This is a genomic window from Microbacterium sp. K2 (assembly GCF_051365005.1).
In the GTDB taxonomy this organism is placed as follows: Bacteria; Actinomycetota; Actinomycetes; order Actinomycetales; family Microbacteriaceae; genus Microbacterium; species Microbacterium foliorum_B.
On the sequence record NZ_JBLWII010000001.1, the window covers coordinates 1548145 to 1566707 of the forward strand.

The window sequence follows — 18563 nt, forward strand, 5'->3', positions numbered from 1 at the left end:
GCAGATCAGGCGTCGATGTCGAGCGTGATCTCGACGACGTCGTCGATCCCGACGCCCTCACGATCCTGCAGCGCCTTCTTGATCGGCACGATGTAGCCGCCGTCCTTCGGCCACAGTGCCGTCGTCACGGTCGTGCGCCCGATCGTCACGGATGCGGGGATCATGCCCCACCCATACGTGACGACGCTCGCGATCTCGCCGATCATCTCGCTCTCGGCAGGTGGCACGGTGACGAAGTGGAACGGCGCAGGTCCGCGCCAGAACCAGATCTCTCCCGTGAACCGCAGCTGCATGTCAGCCGCCGGCCGCCAGCTCTTTCGCCCGGGCCAGCGCCGCATCCGCGGCCTCCGCGAACGTCCGGTCCAGGTGAGCATCCTGCAGCACCGCGACGGCTCGCTCGGTGGTGCCCTTGGGACTCGTGACCCGGCGGCGGAGCTCGGCCGGCTCCTCGCCCGAGGCGTCGAGCAGCGCGGTCGCTCCGATGAAGGTCTGCTCCACCATGACTCGCGCGTCGCTCTCGCTGAAGCCCATGCCGACGGCGGCCTTCGTGAGCTCTTCGATCAGCAGATAGACGTAGGCGGGTCCCGACCCCGAGATCGTCGACAGCGCGTCGATCTGCGACTCCGGAACCTCGACGACTGAACCCACAGTCGCGAAGAGACGGTGCACGAGAGCGAGGTCGTCAGCGGATGCGGCCGCTCCCGCCGCGAGACCCGTGACGCCCTTGCCGACCGTCGACGGGGTGTTCGGCATCGAGCGGATGACGCTGACGTCGGCGCCGAGGGTGTCGGCGAAGGTCTGCAGAGTGACCCCGGCCGCCAGACTCACCACGATCGCGTCGTCAGGCAGAGAGGGCGCGATCTCGCGCAGCAGATCGGGGACCATCGCCGGCTTCACGCCCACCAGGACGATCCGAGCCGACTGCGCCGCCTGCGCGTTGCCGTCCGGCGTCTCGGAGAGCGCGATGCTCGTGACGCCGTCGAGGTCGGCGAAGGCCGCCGCCTTCTCGGTTGAGCGGTTCGTCGCGGTGATGCCTCCGTCGACGGGGATCCCGGATGCGACGACCCCTCGGAGGATCGCGCCGCCCATCGAACCGGCACCGAGGAACGCGAGAGCGGGAAGAGAATCAACCATGTCGCCATCCTACGGCGGGCGCTCCGGGCGACCACGGACGAGCGGATCTAGACTCGACGCATGAGTGCATCCGGCGGCGGCAAGGCCATTCTCGCGGCGTTCCTGGCGAACCTGGGCATCGCCCTGGCGAAGTTCGTCGCCTGGGCGCTCTCAGGATCCGCGTCGATGCTCGCCGAGGCGATCCACTCGGTCGCCGACTCGGGCAACCAGCTGCTGCTCATGGTGGGTGGGCGCAAGGCGAAGCGCGGGGCCGACCGAGCGCACCCGTTCGGCTACGGCCGGGAACGCTACGTCTACGCCTTCGTCGTGTCGATCATCCTGTTCTCCGTCGGTGGCCTGTTCGCGATCTACGAGGCGATCGACAAACTCACCAACCCGCACGAGCTCGACAAGACCTGGTGGTGGCTGCCGCTCGTCGTGCTCGTCGTCGCGATCGGTCTCGAGTCGTTCTCGCTGCGCACGGCCGTCAAGGAGAGCAACCTCGTGCGCGACAAGGGCCAGTCGTGGGTGTCGTTCGTCCGCCGCGCGAAGGCGCCGGAGCTGCCCGTCGTGTTGCTCGAAGACCTCGGAGCACTCACCGGGCTCACCTTCGCACTGCTCGGCGTCGGCCTCACCGTGATCACCGGCAACCCGCTGTTCGACGCTCTCGGCACCCTGATGATCGGCATCCTGCTCGTGATCATCGCGATCGTGCTCGGAGTCGAGACCAAGAGCCTCCTCGTGGGTGAAGGAGCCACGCAGGCCGATCACGATCGCATCGTCGACGCGATCAACGCCGGCGACGAGATCGAGAAGATCATCCACATGAAGACCCTCTACCTCGGCCCCGACGAGCTGATGGTGGCCGCGAAGATCGCGCTCAACTCCGACAAGCCGCTGCGCGAGGCCGCCGTCGACATCGACGCGATCGAGGCTCGCATCCGCGAGGCCGTGCCGGCGGCCAGGGTCATCTACATCGAGCCCGACGTGTATCGGCCGTCGCTCGATCCGGAGCCGTCGACCGACGTGTTCGTGCTCAAGTCCTCGGACTGACCCGCACCACGTCGGCGACCGTCAGCGGCGCTGCTCGAAGAAGTCCCGCAGCAGAGCCGTGGCGTCGTCTGCCTGCATCCCGCCGATGACCTCGGCACGATAGGGCAGCCGACGGTCGCGCAGCACGTCGTACATCGAACCGGCGGCCCCCGCCTTGTCGTCCCAGGCGCCGAAGACGACTCGGCTGATTCGCGCCTGCAGGATCGCCCCAGCGCACATGAGGCAGGGCTCGAGCGTGACGACGAGGGTATGGCCGTCGAGATTCCACGAGCCGACGGATGCCGCGGCGGCACGCAGCGCCTCGACCTCGGCGTGACCGGTCGGATCGGCGGTCTCCTCGCGGTTGTTGCGACCCTCCGCGATGATGCGCCCCTCGGCGTCGAGCACCACCGCGCCGACGGGGATCTCCGACGCTGCCGCCGCGTCGGCCGCGAGCTCGAGCGCGCGGCGCATCGCGATGATGTCGGCGGCGGTCATGGGTCGAGCCTACGACAGCCGCAGAAGCCGCCCCGCGCATCCGATGTCGTACGGGGGCGTCCGGCGCATTAGCCTGTAAGCATGCGTGTCCACGTCGCCGACCACCCTCTCGTCACTCACAAGCTCTCGGTGCTGCGCGACCATCGCACACCGTCGCCGGTCTTCCGCCAGCTGACCGAAGAGCTCGTGACGCTGCTCGCGTACGAGGCGACCCGCAACGTGAAGGTCAGTCCGGTCGAGATCACCACTCCGGTGACCACGACGATGGGCGTCAAGATCTCCGAGCCGCGTCCGATCGTCGTCCCGATCCTGCGGGCAGGTCTCGGCATGCTCGAAGGTCTCGTCAAGCTGCTGCCGACCGCCGAGGTCGGGTTCCTCGGGATGGTCCGCGACGAAGAGACGTTCGAGCCGACCACCTACGCCGAGCGTCTGCCCGACGACCTCAGCGACCGCCAGTGCTTCGCCATCGACCCGATGCTCGCAACCGGTGGCTCGCTGGCTGCGGCCATCCAGTTCCTGTTCGACCGCGGGGCCAAGGACGTCACGGCCATCTGCCTGCTGGGCACGCCGGAGGGTCTCGCCGCGATCGAGGCGCTCGTCGGCGACCGCGATGTGACCATCGTGCTCGGCGCGCTCGACGAGCGTCTGAACGAGAAGGGCTACATCGTTCCCGGGCTCGGCGACGCCGGAGACCGCCTCTACGGCACCGTCTGAAGCATCGCCGGCTCGCCCTCGTCGAGCAGCGCCACGCCGAAGCCCGCGACGACGTCGCGCACCTCGACGAGATACCGCTTCGCCTGCTCGGTGAGGGGGATCGCCGTGCGCCCGACCCATCCGATCTCGATGTGATCGTCGACGTCGAGGGGCACCGCGACGATCTCGGGATCGAGATCGTCGCTGATTATGCCCGTCGAGATCGTATAGCCGTCGAGTCCGATCATGAGGTTGAAGATCGTTGCTCGGTCGGAGACCCTGATCTCCCGAGCGCTCGAGAGGGTCGACAGGATCTCCTCGGCGAAGTAGAACGAGTTGTTCGCCCCCTGGTCGAAGGTGAGCCGCGGCAGACCGATGAGATCGTCGAGCGTCGCCCGCTCTCGAGAGGCGAGCGCGTTCCGTCGCGAGACGAAGATGTGCGGCTCGGCGACGAAGAGCGGATGGAACGCGAGACCCGAGTCTCGCAGCAGCTTGTCGATGACGTTCCGGTTGAAGTCGTTGCGGAAGAGGATGCCGAGTTCGCTGCGCAGCGTCCGCACGTCTTCGATGATGTCCCACGTGCGGGTCTCCCGCAGTGAGAACTCGTACTCGGCCGCGCTCGAGCCCTTGACCATCCGCACGAACGCATCGACGGCGAAGGAATAGTGCTGCGTCGACACCCCGAGGAGGCGGCGTGACGGCGGCCGCCCCAGATAGCGCTGCTCGAGCAGCTCGGCCTGCTCGACGATCTGTCTGGCGTACCCGAGGAACTCCGACCCGTCGCTGGTGAGCGTGACTCCCCTGGCCGAGCGCGTCAGAAGAGCACGACCCACGCGGTTCTCGAGGTCCTTCATCGCCGCCGACATGGTGGGCTGAGCGACATAGAGCACGTCGGCCGCGGCGGTGATCGAACCTTCCGCGGCGACCTCGATGAAGTACTGGAGCTGTTGCAGCGTGATTCCGCTCGATCGCCTGGGCATAGGAGAAGGCTATATCACCGCATAGTGGAGCCGAATTACCCGATGACCTCGTTGCGGACGCACCATGAGAACACAGCTTTCGCGAGGCCGAGCCGGCCTCTCTTCTCCCGGATTGGCCCCTCATGGCGAACGAGATCACGTTCAGCATCACCACCACACGCTTCGACGAGGACTACGCTCCGTCGGACAGTTCGCGGATCACCACCAACTTCGCCAACCTCGCCCGCGGCGAGCGGCGCCAGCAGAACCTCCGCAATGCCCTCACGATGATCGACCGTCGGTTCAACGATCTCGCACGCGGCGACAGCCCTGACGGCGACCGCTACTCGGTCGAGCTCGACATCGTCTCCGTGCAGCTGCGGTTCGCCGACGGCGAGGATCGGGAGTTCCCGGTGCTCGAAGTCCTCGACATCCACATCGTCGACCGGCTGACCGGAGAGCGCCACCACGGGATCGTGGGGAACAACTTCTCCTCCTATCTTCGCGACTACGACTTCAGCGTCGTCCTGCCCGCGGCGAGCGCAGCCGCCGGCGGATTCGCGACTCCCGATGACTTCGGCGTGCTGCACGGCAAGCTCTTCCAGCACTTCCTCGAGTCCGACGCGTATCAGGAGCGGTTCCCGACGCTGCCGGTCATCTGCATCAGCGTCTCGACCAGCAGGACGTATCGCCGCAACGGCAATCACCACCCAGTGCTCGGCGCCGAGTACGTCCAGGACTCCTTCTCGCTCACCGACGAGTACTTCGGGAAGATGGGATTGCAGGTGCGGTACTTCATGCCGCGCGGCAGCGTCGCCCCGCTCGCCTTCTACTTCCGTGGCGATCTTCTGAGCGACTACTCGGATCTGCAGCTCATCGGCACGATCAGCACGATGGAGACCTTCCAGAAGATCTACCGGCCCGAGATCTACAACGCGAACGCGCCCGCGGAGAGCGTGTACCGTCCGAGCCTGGCGCACGAAGACTTCCAGCAGACGGAGATCACGTATGACCGCGAAGAGCGCAGCCAGCTCGCGGTCGTGCAGGGACGATACGCGGACGAGCACTTCGTGACGCCCCACCGGCGCGTACTGGATCAGTGGGCCGCCGCCTACCCGGCTCCCGTCCGATGACCGGCGCTGGCTCGACCACCGGGAGAACCCTCCTCCCCACCTCGATCGTCGGGAGCCTGCCCAAGCCGGCATGGCTCGCGAGGCCGGAGGTGCTCTGGTCGCCCTGGGAGCTCGAGGGCGATGCCCTCGTGGAGGGCAAGCGTGATGCGCTGCGCGCCGCGGTGCACGAGCAGCGTCGACGCGGCATCGACATCGTCAGCGACGGCGAGCAGACTCGCCAGCACTTCGTGACCACCTTCATCGAGCACCTCGACGGCGTCGATTTCGAGAAGCGCGAGACCGTCCGCATCCGCGACCGCTACGACGCGAGCGTGCCCTCTGTCGTGGGTGCGGTGAGCCGCCGCAAGCCCGTCTTCGTGGAGGACGCGGCGTTTCTGCGCCAGCAGACCGATCAGCCGATCAAGTGGGCGCTGCCGGGCCCGATGACGATGATCGACACCCTGGCCGACCGCCACTATCGCAGCCGCGAGAAGCTCGCGTGGGAGTTCGCGACGATCCTCAATCAGGAGGCGCGAGAGCTCGAGGCCGCGGGAGTCGACATCATCCAGTTCGACGAGCCCGCGTTCAACGTCTTCTTCGATGAGATGAAGGACTGGGGCATCGCGGCACTGGAGCGCGCGGTCGAAGGGCTGAGCGCCGAGACAGCGGTGCACATCTGCTACGGCTACGGGATCAAGGCGAACAACGACTGGAAGGCGACCCTCGGGGCGGAGTGGAGGCAGTACGAGGAGTCGTTCCCGCTTCTGCAGCGGTCATCCATCGACATCGTCTCGCTCGAGAGCCACCATTCGCACGTGCCGATGGACCTCATCGAGCTCATCCGCGGCAAGAAGGTCATGCTCGGGGCGATCGATGTGTCGAGCGAGAAGATCGAGACTCCGGAAGAAGTCGCCGACACCCTGCGCCGCGCGCTCGAGTTCGTCGACGCAGAGTTGCTTATTCCCAGCTCGAATTGCGGCATGGCACCGCTGCCGAGGCGCATCGCGCTCGACAAGCTGAGCGCGCTGGCGGCAGGAGCACGGATTCTGCGTGAGGAGCTCGGCGACAGCGTGGCCTGATCACCGCATCTCCCCGGGCGAAGCGGAGTCTGCACACCGGTGCAGCACGGTCGGCGGGGCACTCGCTGTCGCCGACGATTCCGATGACGTGACTCACACGGTCAGTCGGTAGCCGCGCTCGTCTCCGTGGTACGTGAATCCGGCTCTCGCGAGGATCGGCGCCGACGTCGCCGTGCGACCCTTCACGAGGGCGGTCGTGGCTCCGAGTGCGGCGCTCACTCTCAGCCGTTCGGCGAGGACGGCGCGATAGGCACCTCTCCCCCGTGCATGCTCGAGCGTGGCCGCGCCCCACAGCCGGGCGAACCCGTCGGCGATCGTGCAGCCACCCGTGCTCACCGCCTCGCCGTCCGCGTCGAATCGCGCGAGCACGCGGAAGTTCTTTCCGGCGTCGAGATTCGATGTGATCTCATCGAGTTCGACGCGAAGCCCTCCTTCGTCGAGTGGCTGCTGCTGCCAGACGGGCACGTTGATCTGGTCGACCTCGCGAACCTGGTCGAGCGTCCGCACGACCTCTGCGCTGACCCCGAAGGGGACGTCGACGATCGATCCCTCGATCGGGCGAGCGAACACAGCGACGGTGTCGACGTGTTCCGCTCCTCGCCGCCGCAGTTCCTCCTCGAGATCGGGTCGATCGGACGCGTTGGTCCAGAACCGCAACTCCGTCTCGCGCCAGGCCCTTGTCTGCTCGATCGCATGGTCGAGCACGGTGACGGGGTCGGCATCGGAGTCGACCTGGGATCCCCGCACTCCGCCGCCGAAGCGCGCAGGGTAACGGACCAGCTGCAGGTGACTCTTCTGCTGATCGCTGTCGCGGGGGAACCAGACCCACGCCGCCGACGCGCGCAGGATCTCATCGATCGTGTGGGTCATCGCTCTGCCTCGCTGTTCACGGTGCTGCCTCAGCTCGCCGCACCGACCAGCCGCGCGAAGGCGCTCATGCGAGCGACCCCCTCGGGTGTGCGGGGCAGGTCGTCGAGAAGGGCCGGTGAGTGGATGAGGTACGCCGCGACCTGCGCTCTCGAGATCGCCACGTTCAGTCGGTTCTGCAGCAGCAGGAACTCCGGACCCCGTGGGGCATCGCGTCCGCTGGACGCCGCGAGGGACGTGATCGACACCACCGCCTCCTTGCCCTGGAAGTTGTCGACCGTGCCGACCGGGACGTCGGGGAAGCCCGCTGCGACGAGCGCATCGTGCACGGTCTGACGCTGTGCGTTGTAGGGCGTGACCACGATGATGTCCGTCTGCGCGAGCGGACGGACCGTGGCGTCGGCATCGTTGTCTGTGAAGGCTCGCCCGACGAGGTCGCGCACGAGTGCCACCACCTCGTCGGCCTCCTCCGGCGACTGCGTGGCGTTGCCGCGGTGGCGGAGCGGGACGATGTGCAGACCGGGATCGATGCCCTCGAGCGCACGCCGCTCGGTGCCGGGAGCCGATGCGAGCTGCCCGGCGTACGCGAGCTTCGACACCGGCGCGGCGAGGCGGGGATGCATACGCCATGAGCGTGCCAGGAAGTAGCCGTAGTCGGGTCGGACCACCGCATCGCCGTCCATGACCCAGCCGAGCGCCGACGTGTCGACGGGCTCGGGGTGCGCGCCCTGGCTGACCTGGGGAAGCTGCTGCGGGTCTCCGAGCAGCAGCAGCCGCTTGGCGCCTGCCGCGACGGCGATCGTGGAGGCGAGGGAGAACTGCCCCGCCTCATCGACCACGAGCAGGTCGAGGCCTGCCCGCTCCACCCGAGCGGTGTTGCTGAAGTCCCAGGCGGTGCCGCCCACCACGGCGCCGTGCTCGGCATGCTCGCCGAGGAACGCGGCCATGCCGTTCTTGGGGATCACCGTGTACGACGGGTCTTTCGACGGGTCTTTCGGGGACTTGGCGACCTGGGCCGCGGGAACACCGTCGGCCACCACGCGCTCGAGCAGATTCTCGATGATCGCGTGCGACTGCGCGACGACGCCGATCGTGAAGCCGTGCTCCTTCACCAGCCGCGCGATCACCTGCGAGCCCGTGTAGGTCTTGCCTGTGCCCGGAGGGCCCTGCACGGCGAGATAGCTGCGGTCGAGATCGAGGACGGCGCGCACGATCGCATCGATCGTGTCACCGCCGCTCTCCGGCAGCAGGCTGCCCGAGAGCGTCCGCGGAGGGATCCGGCGCAGGATGTCGGTGGCCGCATCGGAAGGGAACCCGGGCGCTGCCGCGTGGACCGTGTCGGCCCATTCGTCGATCGCGCCCTGCAGCGAGACGACGCGTGGCGGCGCCGCCGGGGTGAGAGCGAGAGGCAGCTCGTCCCAGGTCTGTCCTTGGATCGCCGTCTCGGTGATCAGATAGCCGTCGTCGAGCACGTCGGCGACCGTGACCGTGTGCGGGACATGCACCGCGCGTGACGGGGCCTCGGTGTCGAAAGGCGCAGGCACCGGGTACAGGGCGAACGGCTGAGATCCGGCGCCGAGGGTCGTTCCCGGCGACACCTCGCCGCGGATCTCGATGTCACGCGACATCACCCGGCGCCCCTCACCGACGCTCCAGTCTCGCTGCACTGTCGACGACATGCGATCGACTCGCACGACATCGCGAGTACCGTCCCACATCGTGACGGGCTCGCGCAGTCGCTGGAAGTGCGACACCCAGAAGCTCTTGGCCTCTCGGGGGAAGTAGTCGATCGCTGCCGCCGCGATCCGATGCACCTGCCCGTCACCGCCGGCCTCCACGGCCCGTTCCGCGTCGGCGAGGAGCGCGACCGACCGGGGGGACGGCTCGTAGATGACCTCGTCGGCCTCATCGGGCGGGGCGGGGTTCACCCCCTCCTTCCGGGCGATGTCGATCAGCCAGTTGCGAAGGCGCCTCGTCGACACGCAGTCGTAGCGGTTGTAATCGGCGAGATCGGCGAACACCGCGTCGGCCTCTTCCTGCTCCCCTGCCGCCGCGAACTCGCGGGCTGCCACATACTGGACGATCGAGTCGTCGCCCTTCTGCACGTCGCTCGTGCGCACGTCTTCGCCCATGTAGAGCGGCTCGAGCTTCTTAATCGAGTACGACCTCGTGCCGACTCTCACGGTGCGCAGAACCAGGGGATAAAGGTCGACGAACACGCCCTCACGCAGCAGCCGATCGATCTCACTCTCGCGAACGCCGTGCCTCGCGGCCATCGCCACCAGGTGCGAGGTCTCGTAGGGGGCGTAGTGGTAGATGTGCATGCCGGGGTGCGCGGCTCTGCGCACCTTCACGAAGTCGAGGAAGCGCTCGAACGCCTCTCGCTCCGCCGCGAAGTCGTGGGCCCACAGCGCCGTGTACTGGTCGGTGTTGTCGACCCATCCGAAGAGGTAGTCGATCCCCCAGTGAGCCTCGCCGTCAGGCGCCGGTTCGGTATAGAGCGGGTCGCCCTCGAAGTCGAAGAAGATGTCGCCGTGGCTCGGCACGGGCAGGGTGTGGATCGCCGCGGCGTAGTGCACGTCATAGGTCGGCGCGCCCTCGGCATCCGCGCGGATCTGCAGCCTCGCCTGCGCCCGCAGCGTCTCGAACGTGTCGGTGTTCATGCCGTCAGGGGGCGTGACGGCGTCGGCCAGGGCATCGATGGTCTCGATCCCGGCCGCCCGCAGCCGTGCACGCTGCACGGGCCGCATGCGCGCCACCATCAGCAGATCGCGATGCGCGATCACCTGCTCCTCGCACGTCGCGCATCGCCCGCAGGCCACGACCTCGAGCTCGCCGCGGTCGTCACCCCAGCCCAGCGGGGCACCGGTGGCCCCCTCGTCGACCCGACGATCGGCGATGAGCGCGCGCAGGCGTGCTCTGCGCACCTGGAACAGCGGAAGGAGGTCGTCGACTGCGTGGGTGCTCAGTGTTCCGTCGCCGAGGATGAGATCGACCTCGTCGGATCGGGGAATGCCCAGCCGGTCGAGCTGATCGACATATGCCGCCAGCTGCATGAGTGCGGTGACCCGCGCCTTGCGGGCGAGCTTGGAATCCTGCACCCGCCAGCGCCCGTCGTCGTCGCGCTTGAGGAAGTCGGCGAACCCGACGAATTCGGGTGTCGCGAAGGCAGCTTGGAAGACGACGACGGCGTCGGAGCCGAGCGCTCGCACGGTCTCGTCGACAGCCGCCGCGAGTGCCTCAGCGTCAACGGACGAGACCTTGTCCACGAGATGTACCCGATCGGCACCGAGCTCGTCGAGGTACCGCGCCAGGACGTTCTGCTCATGGACGTCTCCGAGCAGCGCCGCCCTGGCGAGAGTCGCGTCCTCAGGCTCCTCGACGGCGGGAACGCGGCCCAGCTTCGCATCGATCGCTCGACACCAGGCGAATTCGCATTCGGCGGCCGCCTTGAGGTCGCTCGCGCTCCAGATGACGCGCTGCGCCTGAGTGTCGATCCGCACGATTCTCCCGTTCCCTCGGATGCTTCGACACTAGCCGCGGCATCCGACACGGGATCACGAGGCGACGCGTGTCAGCGCCACCAGGTGTCTTCGGGCGTCACCGGAAGGTTGCGTTTGTGCTGGGTCGCGAGGTAGCGGGATTCGATGCGACCCGCGACGTCGGGGTCGACCTCGCGCCCTTCGAGGAAGTCGTCGATCTGCTCATATGTGAGCCCCAGCTCGTCTTCGTCGGCCCGACCGGGCTGACCGTCGAGCAGGTCGGCCGTCGGCACCTTGTAGGCGAGACGATCCGGTGCTCCGAGCAGCAGCAGCAGAGACCGGCCCTGACGCTTGCTGAGACCGGAGAGCGGAAGGATGTCGGCCGCGCCGTCGCCGAACTTCGTGTAGAAGCCCGTGACGGCCTCAGCCGCGTGGTCGGTGCCGATCACGAGCAGGCCATCGTGCCCCGCCAACGCGTACTGAGTCACCATGCGCACGCGCGCCTTGATGTTGCCGCGGTTGAAGTCGCTGATGTCGCTCGTGACGGCGAACTCGATGTCCTCCTCGACGCCGTCGACGCCGTTCTGGATGTTCACCTCGACCGAGGAGTCGGGTGCGATGAACTCGAGCGCAGCCTCGGCATCCGCGGCATCCTTCTGCACCCGATACGGCAGGCGGACCGCGAGGAACTTCGCCTCGCCCCCCTCGGCGCGGACACGCTCGACCGCGAGCTGTGCGAGTCGTCCGGCGAGTGTCGAGTCCTGCCCGCCCGAGATCCCGAGCACGAAACCCTTCGCGCCGGTGGTGCGCAGGTAGTCGACGAGGAAGCCGACGCGGCTCTCCACCTCGGCTGCCGGATCGATCTCGGGCTTCACGCCGAGTGCTTCAGAGATCTGCTGCTGCAGGGTCATGTGTTCCTCCGGTCTGCCCGACGCCAGTATCCTCCTCCAGTGTTACATCGAGATGACGTCGGTCGCACGCGCAGGACTTCGCGGCGACCGATCGACCTGGCAGGATGGCGGAGTGAAACTTCTCGTCGCAGCCATGGCCTCCGAACTCGCAGCGTTCCCGGAGGAGCTCGAGGGATTCGACCAGCTCGTCACGGGCGAAGGCAAGATGCAGGCCGTGTTCGGCCTCACCCGCGCGCTCGACGCGAAGGAGTACTCCGAGGTGGTGGTCGTCGGGACGGCCGGCGGCATCGACCCTGAACTCGACGCGACCGTGCATGAGATCGGCAGCGCGCTGCAGCACGACGTGTTCGATCTCGACGGTGTCGCGGGTCAGCATGTGTCGCTGCCCGCGCGCGTGTCGACCGGCCGCGAGGGCGTGCTGATCGCGACCGGCGACAGCTTCGTCGGCGATGCCGGCATCACTGCCGTCATCCGCCCTTCCGGTGCCGGTCTGGTCGACATGGAGACCTACGCGTACATCTGGGTCGCCGAGCAGTTCGGAGTGCCGATCCGCGCGTTCCGCGCGATCTCCGACCGGGCAGAAGACGGCGCGCTCGTCGACTTCCGCGAGGCGATCGCGCGATGCAGCGTTCAGTTGCGTGAGGTGATCCGCCGGGAGTACGGCGTCTGACGGACAGGCGTCCACTGAATCCTGCTCCCTCCCGCGAGGGACGCGCCCAGTCTCAGCGCGCTTCGATCACGCTCGGACCGCTCGACGTCGCACGCACCCGGAGCTGCGCGGGGATCTGCTCCTGCATCGCCTCGACGTGACTGATGACACCGACGGTGCGGCCGCCCTGTCGTAGTTCGTCGAGCGTGCGCATGGCGACATCGAGCGTGTCGCCGTCGAGGGATCCGAACCCCTCGTCGATGAACAGGGTGTCGAGACGGATGCCGCCGGCTCGTGCCGTGACCACCTCGGCGAGTCCGAGAGCGAGGGCGAGGGAGCTCAGGAAGGTCTCGCCTCCCGACAGCGATTGCGCGGGCCGGGTCTGGCCGGTGAATGCGTCGAACACGACGATGCCGAGCCCTGATGCAGCCCCGCGGGCGGCGAGCGCATCCGAGTGGCGCAGCTGATAGCGCCCGGTCGACATGTCGCTGAGTCGACGGTTCGCCGCGTCGACGATCTCTTCGAGTTCGGCGGCGAGGACGAACGTCTCGAGCGTCATCTTTCGCGCGTTCGCCCCTCGCCCGGCGATCGTGTCGGCGAGTCCTCGCAGCACCTCGTAGTCGGCTGCGTCGTCTGCGATGCGGGCGTGCTCGGATGCCGCGGCCTCGATGACCGCGCTGAGCTGCTCTGACACGCCTGCCGCCCGTCCTGCCTCGGCGACCGCGGCGGACCAGCGCTGCCGCGCGGTGAGGGACAGCAGCTCGGCAGGACCGAGATCGATCGTCTCCTCCGGAAGTGTGCGGAGCTCGAGGTCGAGAAGGATCGCGCGCTCCTTCTCTCGCTGGACGGAGTGCTGAGTGACTCGGCTCTCGAGAGCCGCTTGCGCGGCGGCGGTACGGAGTGCCAGCTCGACCGCAGCGACGCCGTCGAACTCCGATGCTTCCAGCGCCGCGTCCTCTTCGGCCTTCGCAACGGTCACCGCCTCGGCCCGGCGCGTCCGTTCTGCGACCGCCTCGACGAGCGCGAGAGCGTCCTGGACCTCGACGCGCATCGCCGTGAGCCTCTCCGCCACGGACTCGTAGGATCCTCTCGCCTCGGCGATCGCCTCCCGCGTATCGGCGACGCGTTGCGCCACGAGCGCGTGTGCTTCGCGCGCTGCAGCCAGCGCCGCGGAATCGCGTTCGCGGTCGCTGTCGAGGCGGCGGATGCGCTCGAGCAGAATCTCACGCCGCTGCTCGAGCGCGGCCTGCTGATCGGATGCATCCGTGCTCTGTGCGTGCGCGGCTGTCGCCGCGTCGAGGTCGGCACGGGCCTCTTCGACCTCTCGACCGTCTGCGCGGGTGATCGCCGCGGCGAGGTCGGCGCGCAGTGTCGATGTCAGTTCCGCCGCATCTCGCTCGCGCTGCGCGATGGCGTCACGTGCGGCTTCGGCCTCGTCGACGTCGTCGGCAGAGACAGGATCGGCATGCACGGCGGGAGCCGGGTGCTCGTGCGACCCGCATACCGGGCACGCCTCACCCTCGTGCAGCGATGTCGCCAACTCCCCCGCGAATCCGTCGAGTCGACGCTGCCTGAGCTGAGCCAGCGCTGCCTGAGCAGCAGCGAGCGCCGCACTCGCGTCGGCGAGCTCCCGCTCGGCGTCGCCATGGGCGGCTCTGAGACGGACTGCCTCGAGCGCCGCCGCATGCCGAACTGCAGCAGCATCCCGCGCTGCGGCCAGGTCTCCGACGCGACCGGCGAGTTGCCTCGCCGCGTCGCGCGCGAGTGTGAGCTCGTCGAGCTGTGCGGGAAGAGCGACACGATCGGCCTCTGTCGCTTCGATGCGCGTGGTCGCCGCCGCGACTGCATCGGAGGCCGCAGCGAACTCGGCATCGAGGGCTGACGCAGAGCGTTCCAGCTCCGCCGCCCGCTGCCAGGCACCGATCTGCGCGGTGCGGTCGGCAGCCCATTCGGCGAGATCGTCCGCGACGATGTCGTGCGCCTCCCAGGCCGCTCGCGCTCGCTCCTCGGCCTCGAGTGCCGTCTCGTGCGCCTCCGCCGCCGTTGCCGCGGTCGCGATCGGGCCCCGCAGCAACTCTGCAGCTCTGGCGTTCTGCAGCTCGCTGCGCGCAGCGGCGATGTGCGGCTCGTCTGCCTCGAGGCGTGCGAGCGCGGCCCTGGCCCGATTTCGCTCGATCTGCGCCCGCTGCTCCTCGCGCGCGATCGCGAGCGCGGCGTCTGCGGCATCCGACTGCTTCTCCGCCTCGAGGCGCTCGGCCGCTCGACGTTTCGCGCGGTAATCGGCGCGAGCCTTCGCACGGCGGAGACCGTCGAGGCGCTCCTCGCTCGTCACCGCGACAGGCTCTGACTCGATCGCGCCCCTGTCATCTCCCTGCCCCCCGCTGTCGTGGCCGAGGTCGGGGTCGCTGTCGTGGCCGACATCAGCACTGCTGTCGTGCCCGAGGTCGGCGTTGCTGACGAGCCGCTCGCCTTCGTCGAGGCGGGCGGACACCGTTGCGAGGCGTGCCCCGAGGGCCTGCTCGGCCGCCTTGCGTCGTTCGTCGAACCGCGCCTGCACGTCTTCGAACCGCTCGGTGCCGAACAGCCGCCGCAGCAACGACTGTCTCTCTTTGCTCCCCGCGAGGAGGAACTCCGAGAAGCGATTCTGCGCGAGCAGGATCACCTGCAGGAACTGCTCGCGGCTGAGCTGCAGGATCTCGTCGAGCTCGTAGGCGGCCTCGCGCTCTTTCGCGGCGAGACCGATCCATTCGCCGCCGACCATCGTGTGGAGTTGCACGGCTGCGGGTTGCACCGTCATGCCCCCGCCGCGCTTCTTGGGGCGCTCGTATTCGGGCGAACGCATGACGCGGTATCGACCTGCCGGAGTGCTGAACTCCACCACGACCTCGGTCACGTCGTCTGGCTCGCAGTGATCGCTGCGAAGCCGCTTCTCGCCACCCTCGTATCGCGGGACTCCGCCGTAGAGGCCGAAGCAGACGGCGTCGAGGATGCTGGACTTGCCGGCACCTGTGCGCCCGGCGATCAGGAAGATCCCGTCGTCGGCGAACGCATCGAAGTCGACGGTCTGCCGCTCGCGGAACGGGCCGAATCCTTCGACCTCCAGTCGGTGCAGCTGCATCAGAGCACCTTCTTCACTCTCGGAGCATGATCGCGGTGACGCGCCACCGGACTGTATCGAGTCGCCACCGGATCAGATGAGGGCTTCGGCGCGGACGCGGTCGTCGAGGACCTCGCGGATCAGCTCGCCCTCGCGCTCGGTGGCACCATGGCCCGCGCGGACGTGCTCGAGGAAGGCCTCGATGCGCTCGGGGTCGCTGACAGCACCGCGCAGCCGATCGACATAGGAGCGCTCGACCTCCGCGGATGTCTCAGCCGGCTGGTGCTGAACCATGGCACAGTGCGGATACCGCTCGCGGAGGCGACGCATCGGCTCGGTCTGGGCGAGAGCATCGGTGTACACCGCGCAGACCCAGTCGTCGGAGTGCGCCGCGATGTTCTCGGGAGACAGGATCTCGTCGAGGGTGCCCGTCAGGGTCACCAGGCGACGAGGGACGGGCAGATCGAGCCACTCGACCGATGCGAGGCCGGTGGCATCGAGGTCGACCAGCCACGAACCGCGCGGCTTGTGCTGCTCTCCGAAGCTGTAGTGCAGCGGAGCGCCCGAATAGCGCACCCGCTCGCTGATCTGCTGGCGCCCGTGGATGTGCCCGAGGGCGACATAGTCTGGGCCGTCGAAGACCGACAGCGGAACGACGTCGAGACCACCCTGCCGCACCTCGCGCTCGAGACCGACCGTGGCGTCGACTCCGGCGGAGAAGCAGTGCGCGATCGCGACGGATCGCCCCGGGTGCGCCTGCATCCCCACCCGGACGAGATCCATCGCATGAGACAGCGTCTGCGCCTGCGTCCGCAGATCGGCTCCGATCCAGTGCTGTCTCACGATGGCCGGCTCGAGGTACGGGATGCCGTAGAAGTGCACAGGGCCATCGGCGTCGCTCAGCGTGACCGGCGTGCCGATCGCGAGCGGATCGGTCAGCACGTGGATGCCGTCGCGGAGCAGCCGCGCCTGGAACCCGAGTCGAGCGGCGGAATCGTGATTGCCGCTCGTGACGATCACGCGGGCGCCCGTCTCGTGCAGCGCCACGAGTGCATCGCCGAGAAGCGTGTACGCCGGGCCGGCCGGCGTCGCCGAATCGAAGACATCGCCGGCGACGATGACAACGTCGACCGCGTTCTCGCGAACCTGCACCGTGAGCGCTCCGAGGACCTCGGCCAGCGCGTCCATGGTCGAGTTGCCATGGAAGGTGCGGCCGATGTGCCAGTCGGAGGTGTGCAGGATTCGCATACTCACACGCTACGAACCCCCACCGACATTCGGCCCCAGGCGTGCCGCGGCATCCGTTCCTGGCCCCCGAAATGACGGGAACCCGAGCGGAACGGATGCCGCGGACGTCTCAGTGCGCGCCGACCGCGAGCCCCGGCTGCGACGGCATCAGCTCGTCCCTCGTGCCGCGCACCATGACGGCGGCGATCACGGCAGCGACGACCATCAGGATCGACGCGACGATGAAGACCCATCCGTAGGCGTCGGTCAGCCGCGACGGGGAGAGCTCGGTCTGCGCATGCCCGCCCACCGACGCCGCGTACACGGCCGTGAACACGGAGAGTCCGATGGATCCGCCGATCTGCATGGCCGAGTTGGCGACGGCCGATGCGATGCCCGCGTCGTGCGGTGCGACTCCGGTCAGAGCTAGGTTCTGCAGCGGGATGAATACGAAGCCCATTCCGATGCCGAGGAGCACGAGCCCCGGCGCGATCTGCACGAGGTACGCCCCATCGGGGGTGATCCCGGAGAGGAGGAACAGCCCGGCTGCCGCGATGAGCGGCCCGACGATCATCATCGGACGCGGCCCGATCACCGTGAGGAGCTTCGTCGCGATGGGAGCGATGATCATCGTCGCGATCGGCAGCGGAAGGGTCGCCGCTCCCGCCTGGAGTGCGCCCATGCCGAGCACGAACTGGAGGTGGAAGGTCAGATAGAGGGTGGCGCCGATCATGATCGCGCCGGCGACTCCCTGGATCAGGAAGGCACCGCCCCTGACCCGGTCGGCCACCACACGCAGCGGAAGGAGCGGCTGCGACACGCGGCTCTCGACCCACACGAACACGGCGAGCAGAACGACACCGAGAACGAGGAACGCGATGGTCAGCGGGTCGCCCCAGCCGTTCTCGGCGAGGCTGAAGCCGTAGACGAGCGATCCGAGACCGAGGGTCACGGTGATCGCACCCCAGACGTCGTATCGGTTGTCGCCCTCCGCCTTGCTCTCGGTGAGGAAGAGCGCTCCGCCGACGAGGCCGATCGCGACGAAGAAGAGGTTGACCAGCAGACACCAGCGCCAGTCGGTGAACTCGGTGAGGAATCCGCCCAGCAGCAGGCCGACGGCAGCGCCGGTTCCCGCGACGGTTCCGAAGACCGCGAACGCCGTGTTGCGCTCACGCCCCGACGGGAAGGTCACGGTGAGCAGCGCGAGAGCCGCCGGAGCGAGAAGTGCGGCGAAGACGCCCTGCAGGCCGCGAGCGAGGATCAGCTCCCACCCCGACTGCGCGAGGCCGCCGTAGAGGGATGCGGCGCCGAAGCCCACCATCCCGATCATGAAGACGCGCTTGCGCCCGACGTAGTCGGCGATGCGACCACCGAGCAGGAGCAGTGCGCCGAAGGCCAGGGCGTACGCCGTGACGACCCACTGACGCTGGCCGTCGCTCATGCCGAGAGACGCCTGGGCCTGAGGCAGGGCGATGCTCACGATCGTGCCGTCGAGAACGACGATCAGCTGCGTGAGGGAGATGACGACGAGCGCCCACCACCGGGTCTGGGGGCGGGCGCGCAGGGACGATGACATGGAAGAACCTCCGGTGTCGGGGACGATGCCGGAGGTTTCGAGCCTCGGACCAGCGCGCTCCATGAGCGCCTGACCACCTCAGCCGACGGGGCTGAGCAGAGAAACCATATTACCCGAGATGAGGCTGTGGGATCGCGAGCGGAAGGTCCCCTGACCCACCCTCGTCACGATGATCGACACGTGGTGATGCAAGATGCGCGATGCGCGGTCACATGTGCGGCGTGCGGGGCTGCGCGATGCGAGTCCGGGCTGCCCTTCGCCCAACATG

Annotated in this window: 15 protein-coding genes; 5 read left to right on the forward strand and 10 right to left on the reverse strand. The window is 68.2% G+C overall.

The window, feature by feature from the left end; all coding sequences use genetic code 11:
• Window positions 1-5: 5 nt before the first annotated feature.
• Together ACLKOY_RS07640 and proC are read right to left on the reverse strand one after the other, a co-directional pair.
• On the reverse strand, window positions 6-293 hold the full coding sequence (locus ACLKOY_RS07640; protein ID WP_290159876.1) for a DUF1905 domain-containing protein: 288 nt from the start codon (window positions 291-293) through the stop codon (window positions 6-8).
• A 1-nt stretch (window position 294) separates the two neighbouring features.
• A complete protein-coding gene (gene proC / locus ACLKOY_RS07645; protein ID WP_436453089.1) occupies window positions 295-1134 on the reverse strand; it encodes a pyrroline-5-carboxylate reductase in 840 nt (279 codons plus the stop codon).
• Window positions 1135-1194: 60 nt separating this feature from the next.
• On the opposite strand from proC, the gene ACLKOY_RS07650 reads away from it, so the two are divergent.
• Window positions 1195-2166: a cation diffusion facilitator family transporter gene (locus ACLKOY_RS07650; protein ID WP_436453090.1), complete on the forward strand. Its 972-nt coding sequence runs from the start codon at window positions 1195-1197 to the stop codon at window positions 2164-2166.
• A 21-nt stretch (window positions 2167-2187) separates the two neighbouring features.
• On the opposite strand, the gene ACLKOY_RS07655 is transcribed toward ACLKOY_RS07650, so the two are convergent.
• On the reverse strand, window positions 2188-2643 hold the full coding sequence (locus tag ACLKOY_RS07655) for a nucleoside deaminase (protein WP_436453091.1): 456 nt from the start codon (window positions 2641-2643) through the stop codon (window positions 2188-2190).
• An 81-nt stretch (window positions 2644-2724) separates the two neighbouring features.
• Here ACLKOY_RS07655 and upp point away from each other — a divergent pair, with 81 nt between their 5' ends.
• Window positions 2725-3357 carry a uracil phosphoribosyltransferase gene (upp, locus tag ACLKOY_RS07660; RefSeq protein WP_042538962.1) on the forward strand — a complete coding sequence of 211 codons (633 nt, stop codon included), beginning with the start codon at window positions 2725-2727 and terminating at the stop codon, window positions 3355-3357.
• Here the strand turns inward: upp and ACLKOY_RS07665 are convergent.
• On the reverse strand, window positions 3342-4316 hold the full coding sequence (locus ACLKOY_RS07665; protein WP_436453092.1) for a LysR family transcriptional regulator: 975 nt from the start codon (window positions 4314-4316) through the stop codon (window positions 3342-3344). The genes upp and ACLKOY_RS07665 overlap by 16 nt on opposite strands.
• 122 nt (window positions 4317-4438) lie before the next feature.
• Between ACLKOY_RS07665 and ACLKOY_RS07670 the strand changes: the two genes are divergently transcribed.
• Window positions 4439-5428 (forward strand): putative oxygenase MesX, encoded by a 990-nt coding sequence (locus ACLKOY_RS07670; protein WP_436453093.1) that lies wholly within the window; start codon window positions 4439-4441, stop codon window positions 5426-5428.
• Window positions 5425-6486, forward strand: a complete 1062-nt coding sequence (locus tag ACLKOY_RS07675) for a methionine synthase (protein ID WP_436453094.1) — start codon at window positions 5425-5427, stop codon at window positions 6484-6486. The genes ACLKOY_RS07670 and ACLKOY_RS07675 overlap by 4 nt, the downstream gene beginning before the upstream one ends.
• Before the next feature lie 93 nt (window positions 6487-6579).
• Here ACLKOY_RS07675 and ACLKOY_RS07680 read toward each other — a convergent pair whose 3' ends face one another.
• The 3 genes from ACLKOY_RS07680 to nadE all read right to left on the reverse strand — a co-directional run bounded on the left by ACLKOY_RS07680 (window position 6580) and on the right by nadE (window position 11746).
• Complete coding sequence (locus ACLKOY_RS07680; RefSeq protein ID WP_436453095.1) at window positions 6580-7356, reverse strand: hypothetical protein; 777 nt, start codon at window positions 7354-7356, stop codon at window positions 6580-6582.
• Window positions 7357-7385: 29 nt separating this feature from the next.
• Complete coding sequence (locus tag ACLKOY_RS07685; RefSeq protein WP_436453096.1) at window positions 7386-10856, reverse strand: TM0106 family RecB-like putative nuclease; 3471 nt, start codon at window positions 10854-10856, stop codon at window positions 7386-7388.
• Between the two features lie 71 nt (window positions 10857-10927).
• Window positions 10928-11746: an ammonia-dependent NAD(+) synthetase gene (gene nadE, locus ACLKOY_RS07690; protein WP_436453097.1), complete on the reverse strand. Its 819-nt coding sequence runs from the start codon at window positions 11744-11746 to the stop codon at window positions 10928-10930.
• Between the two features lie 112 nt (window positions 11747-11858).
• On the opposite strand from nadE, the gene ACLKOY_RS07695 reads away from it, so the two are divergent.
• Window positions 11859-12416, forward strand: a complete 558-nt coding sequence (locus ACLKOY_RS07695) for a phosphorylase family protein (RefSeq protein ID WP_436453098.1) — start codon at window positions 11859-11861, stop codon at window positions 12414-12416.
• Between the two features lie 52 nt (window positions 12417-12468).
• Here the strand turns inward: ACLKOY_RS07695 and ACLKOY_RS07700 are convergent, their stop codons facing one another.
• The 3 genes from ACLKOY_RS07700 to ACLKOY_RS07710 all read right to left on the reverse strand — a co-directional run bounded on the left by ACLKOY_RS07700 (window position 12469) and on the right by ACLKOY_RS07710 (window position 18295).
• Window positions 12469-15513: an AAA family ATPase gene (locus ACLKOY_RS07700; RefSeq protein WP_436453099.1), complete on the reverse strand. Its 3045-nt coding sequence runs from the start codon at window positions 15511-15513 to the stop codon at window positions 12469-12471.
• A gap of 72 nt (window positions 15514-15585) precedes the next feature.
• Window positions 15586-16740 (reverse strand): exonuclease SbcCD subunit D, encoded by a 1155-nt coding sequence (locus tag ACLKOY_RS07705; protein WP_436453100.1) that lies wholly within the window; start codon window positions 16738-16740, stop codon window positions 15586-15588.
• Between the two features lie 109 nt (window positions 16741-16849).
• Window positions 16850-18295 carry an MFS transporter gene (locus ACLKOY_RS07710; protein ID WP_436453101.1) on the reverse strand — a complete coding sequence of 482 codons (1446 nt, stop codon included), beginning with the start codon at window positions 18293-18295 and terminating at the stop codon, window positions 16850-16852.
• Between the last annotated feature and the right edge of the window lie 268 nt (window positions 18296-18563).

Bases quoted from the DNA above. Each gene is read 5' to 3' on its own strand.
- ACLKOY_RS07640 (WP_290159876.1), bottom strand. From the start codon at position 293: ATGCAGCTGCGGTTCACGGGAGAGATCTGGTTCTGGCGCGGACCTGCG.
- proC (WP_436453089.1), bottom strand. From the start codon at position 1,134: ATGGTTGATTCTCTTCCCGCTCTCGCGTTCCTCGGTGCCGGTTCGATG.
- ACLKOY_RS07650 (WP_436453090.1), top strand. From the start codon at position 1,195: ATGAGTGCATCCGGCGGCGGCAAGGCCATTCTCGCGGCGTTCCTGGCG.
- ACLKOY_RS07655 (WP_436453091.1), bottom strand. From the start codon at position 2,643: ATGACCGCCGCCGACATCATCGCGATGCGCCGCGCGCTCGAGCTCGCG.
- upp (WP_042538962.1), top strand. From the start codon at position 2,725: ATGCGTGTCCACGTCGCCGACCACCCTCTCGTCACTCACAAGCTCTCG.
- ACLKOY_RS07665 (WP_436453092.1), bottom strand. From the start codon at position 4,316: ATGCCCAGGCGATCGAGCGGAATCACGCTGCAACAGCTCCAGTACTTC.
- ACLKOY_RS07670 (WP_436453093.1), top strand. From the start codon at position 4,439: ATGGCGAACGAGATCACGTTCAGCATCACCACCACACGCTTCGACGAG.
- ACLKOY_RS07675 (WP_436453094.1), top strand. From the start codon at position 5,425: ATGACCGGCGCTGGCTCGACCACCGGGAGAACCCTCCTCCCCACCTCG.
- ACLKOY_RS07680 (WP_436453095.1), bottom strand. From the start codon at position 7,356: ATGACCCACACGATCGATGAGATCCTGCGCGCGTCGGCGGCGTGGGTC.
- nadE (WP_436453097.1), bottom strand. From the start codon at position 11,746: ATGACCCTGCAGCAGCAGATCTCTGAAGCACTCGGCGTGAAGCCCGAG.
- ACLKOY_RS07700 (WP_436453099.1), bottom strand. From the start codon at position 15,513: ATGCAGCTGCACCGACTGGAGGTCGAAGGATTCGGCCCGTTCCGCGAG.
- ACLKOY_RS07705 (WP_436453100.1), bottom strand. From the start codon at position 16,740: ATGCGAATCCTGCACACCTCCGACTGGCACATCGGCCGCACCTTCCAT.
- ACLKOY_RS07710 (WP_436453101.1), bottom strand. From the start codon at position 18,295: ATGTCATCGTCCCTGCGCGCCCGCCCCCAGACCCGGTGGTGGGCGCTC.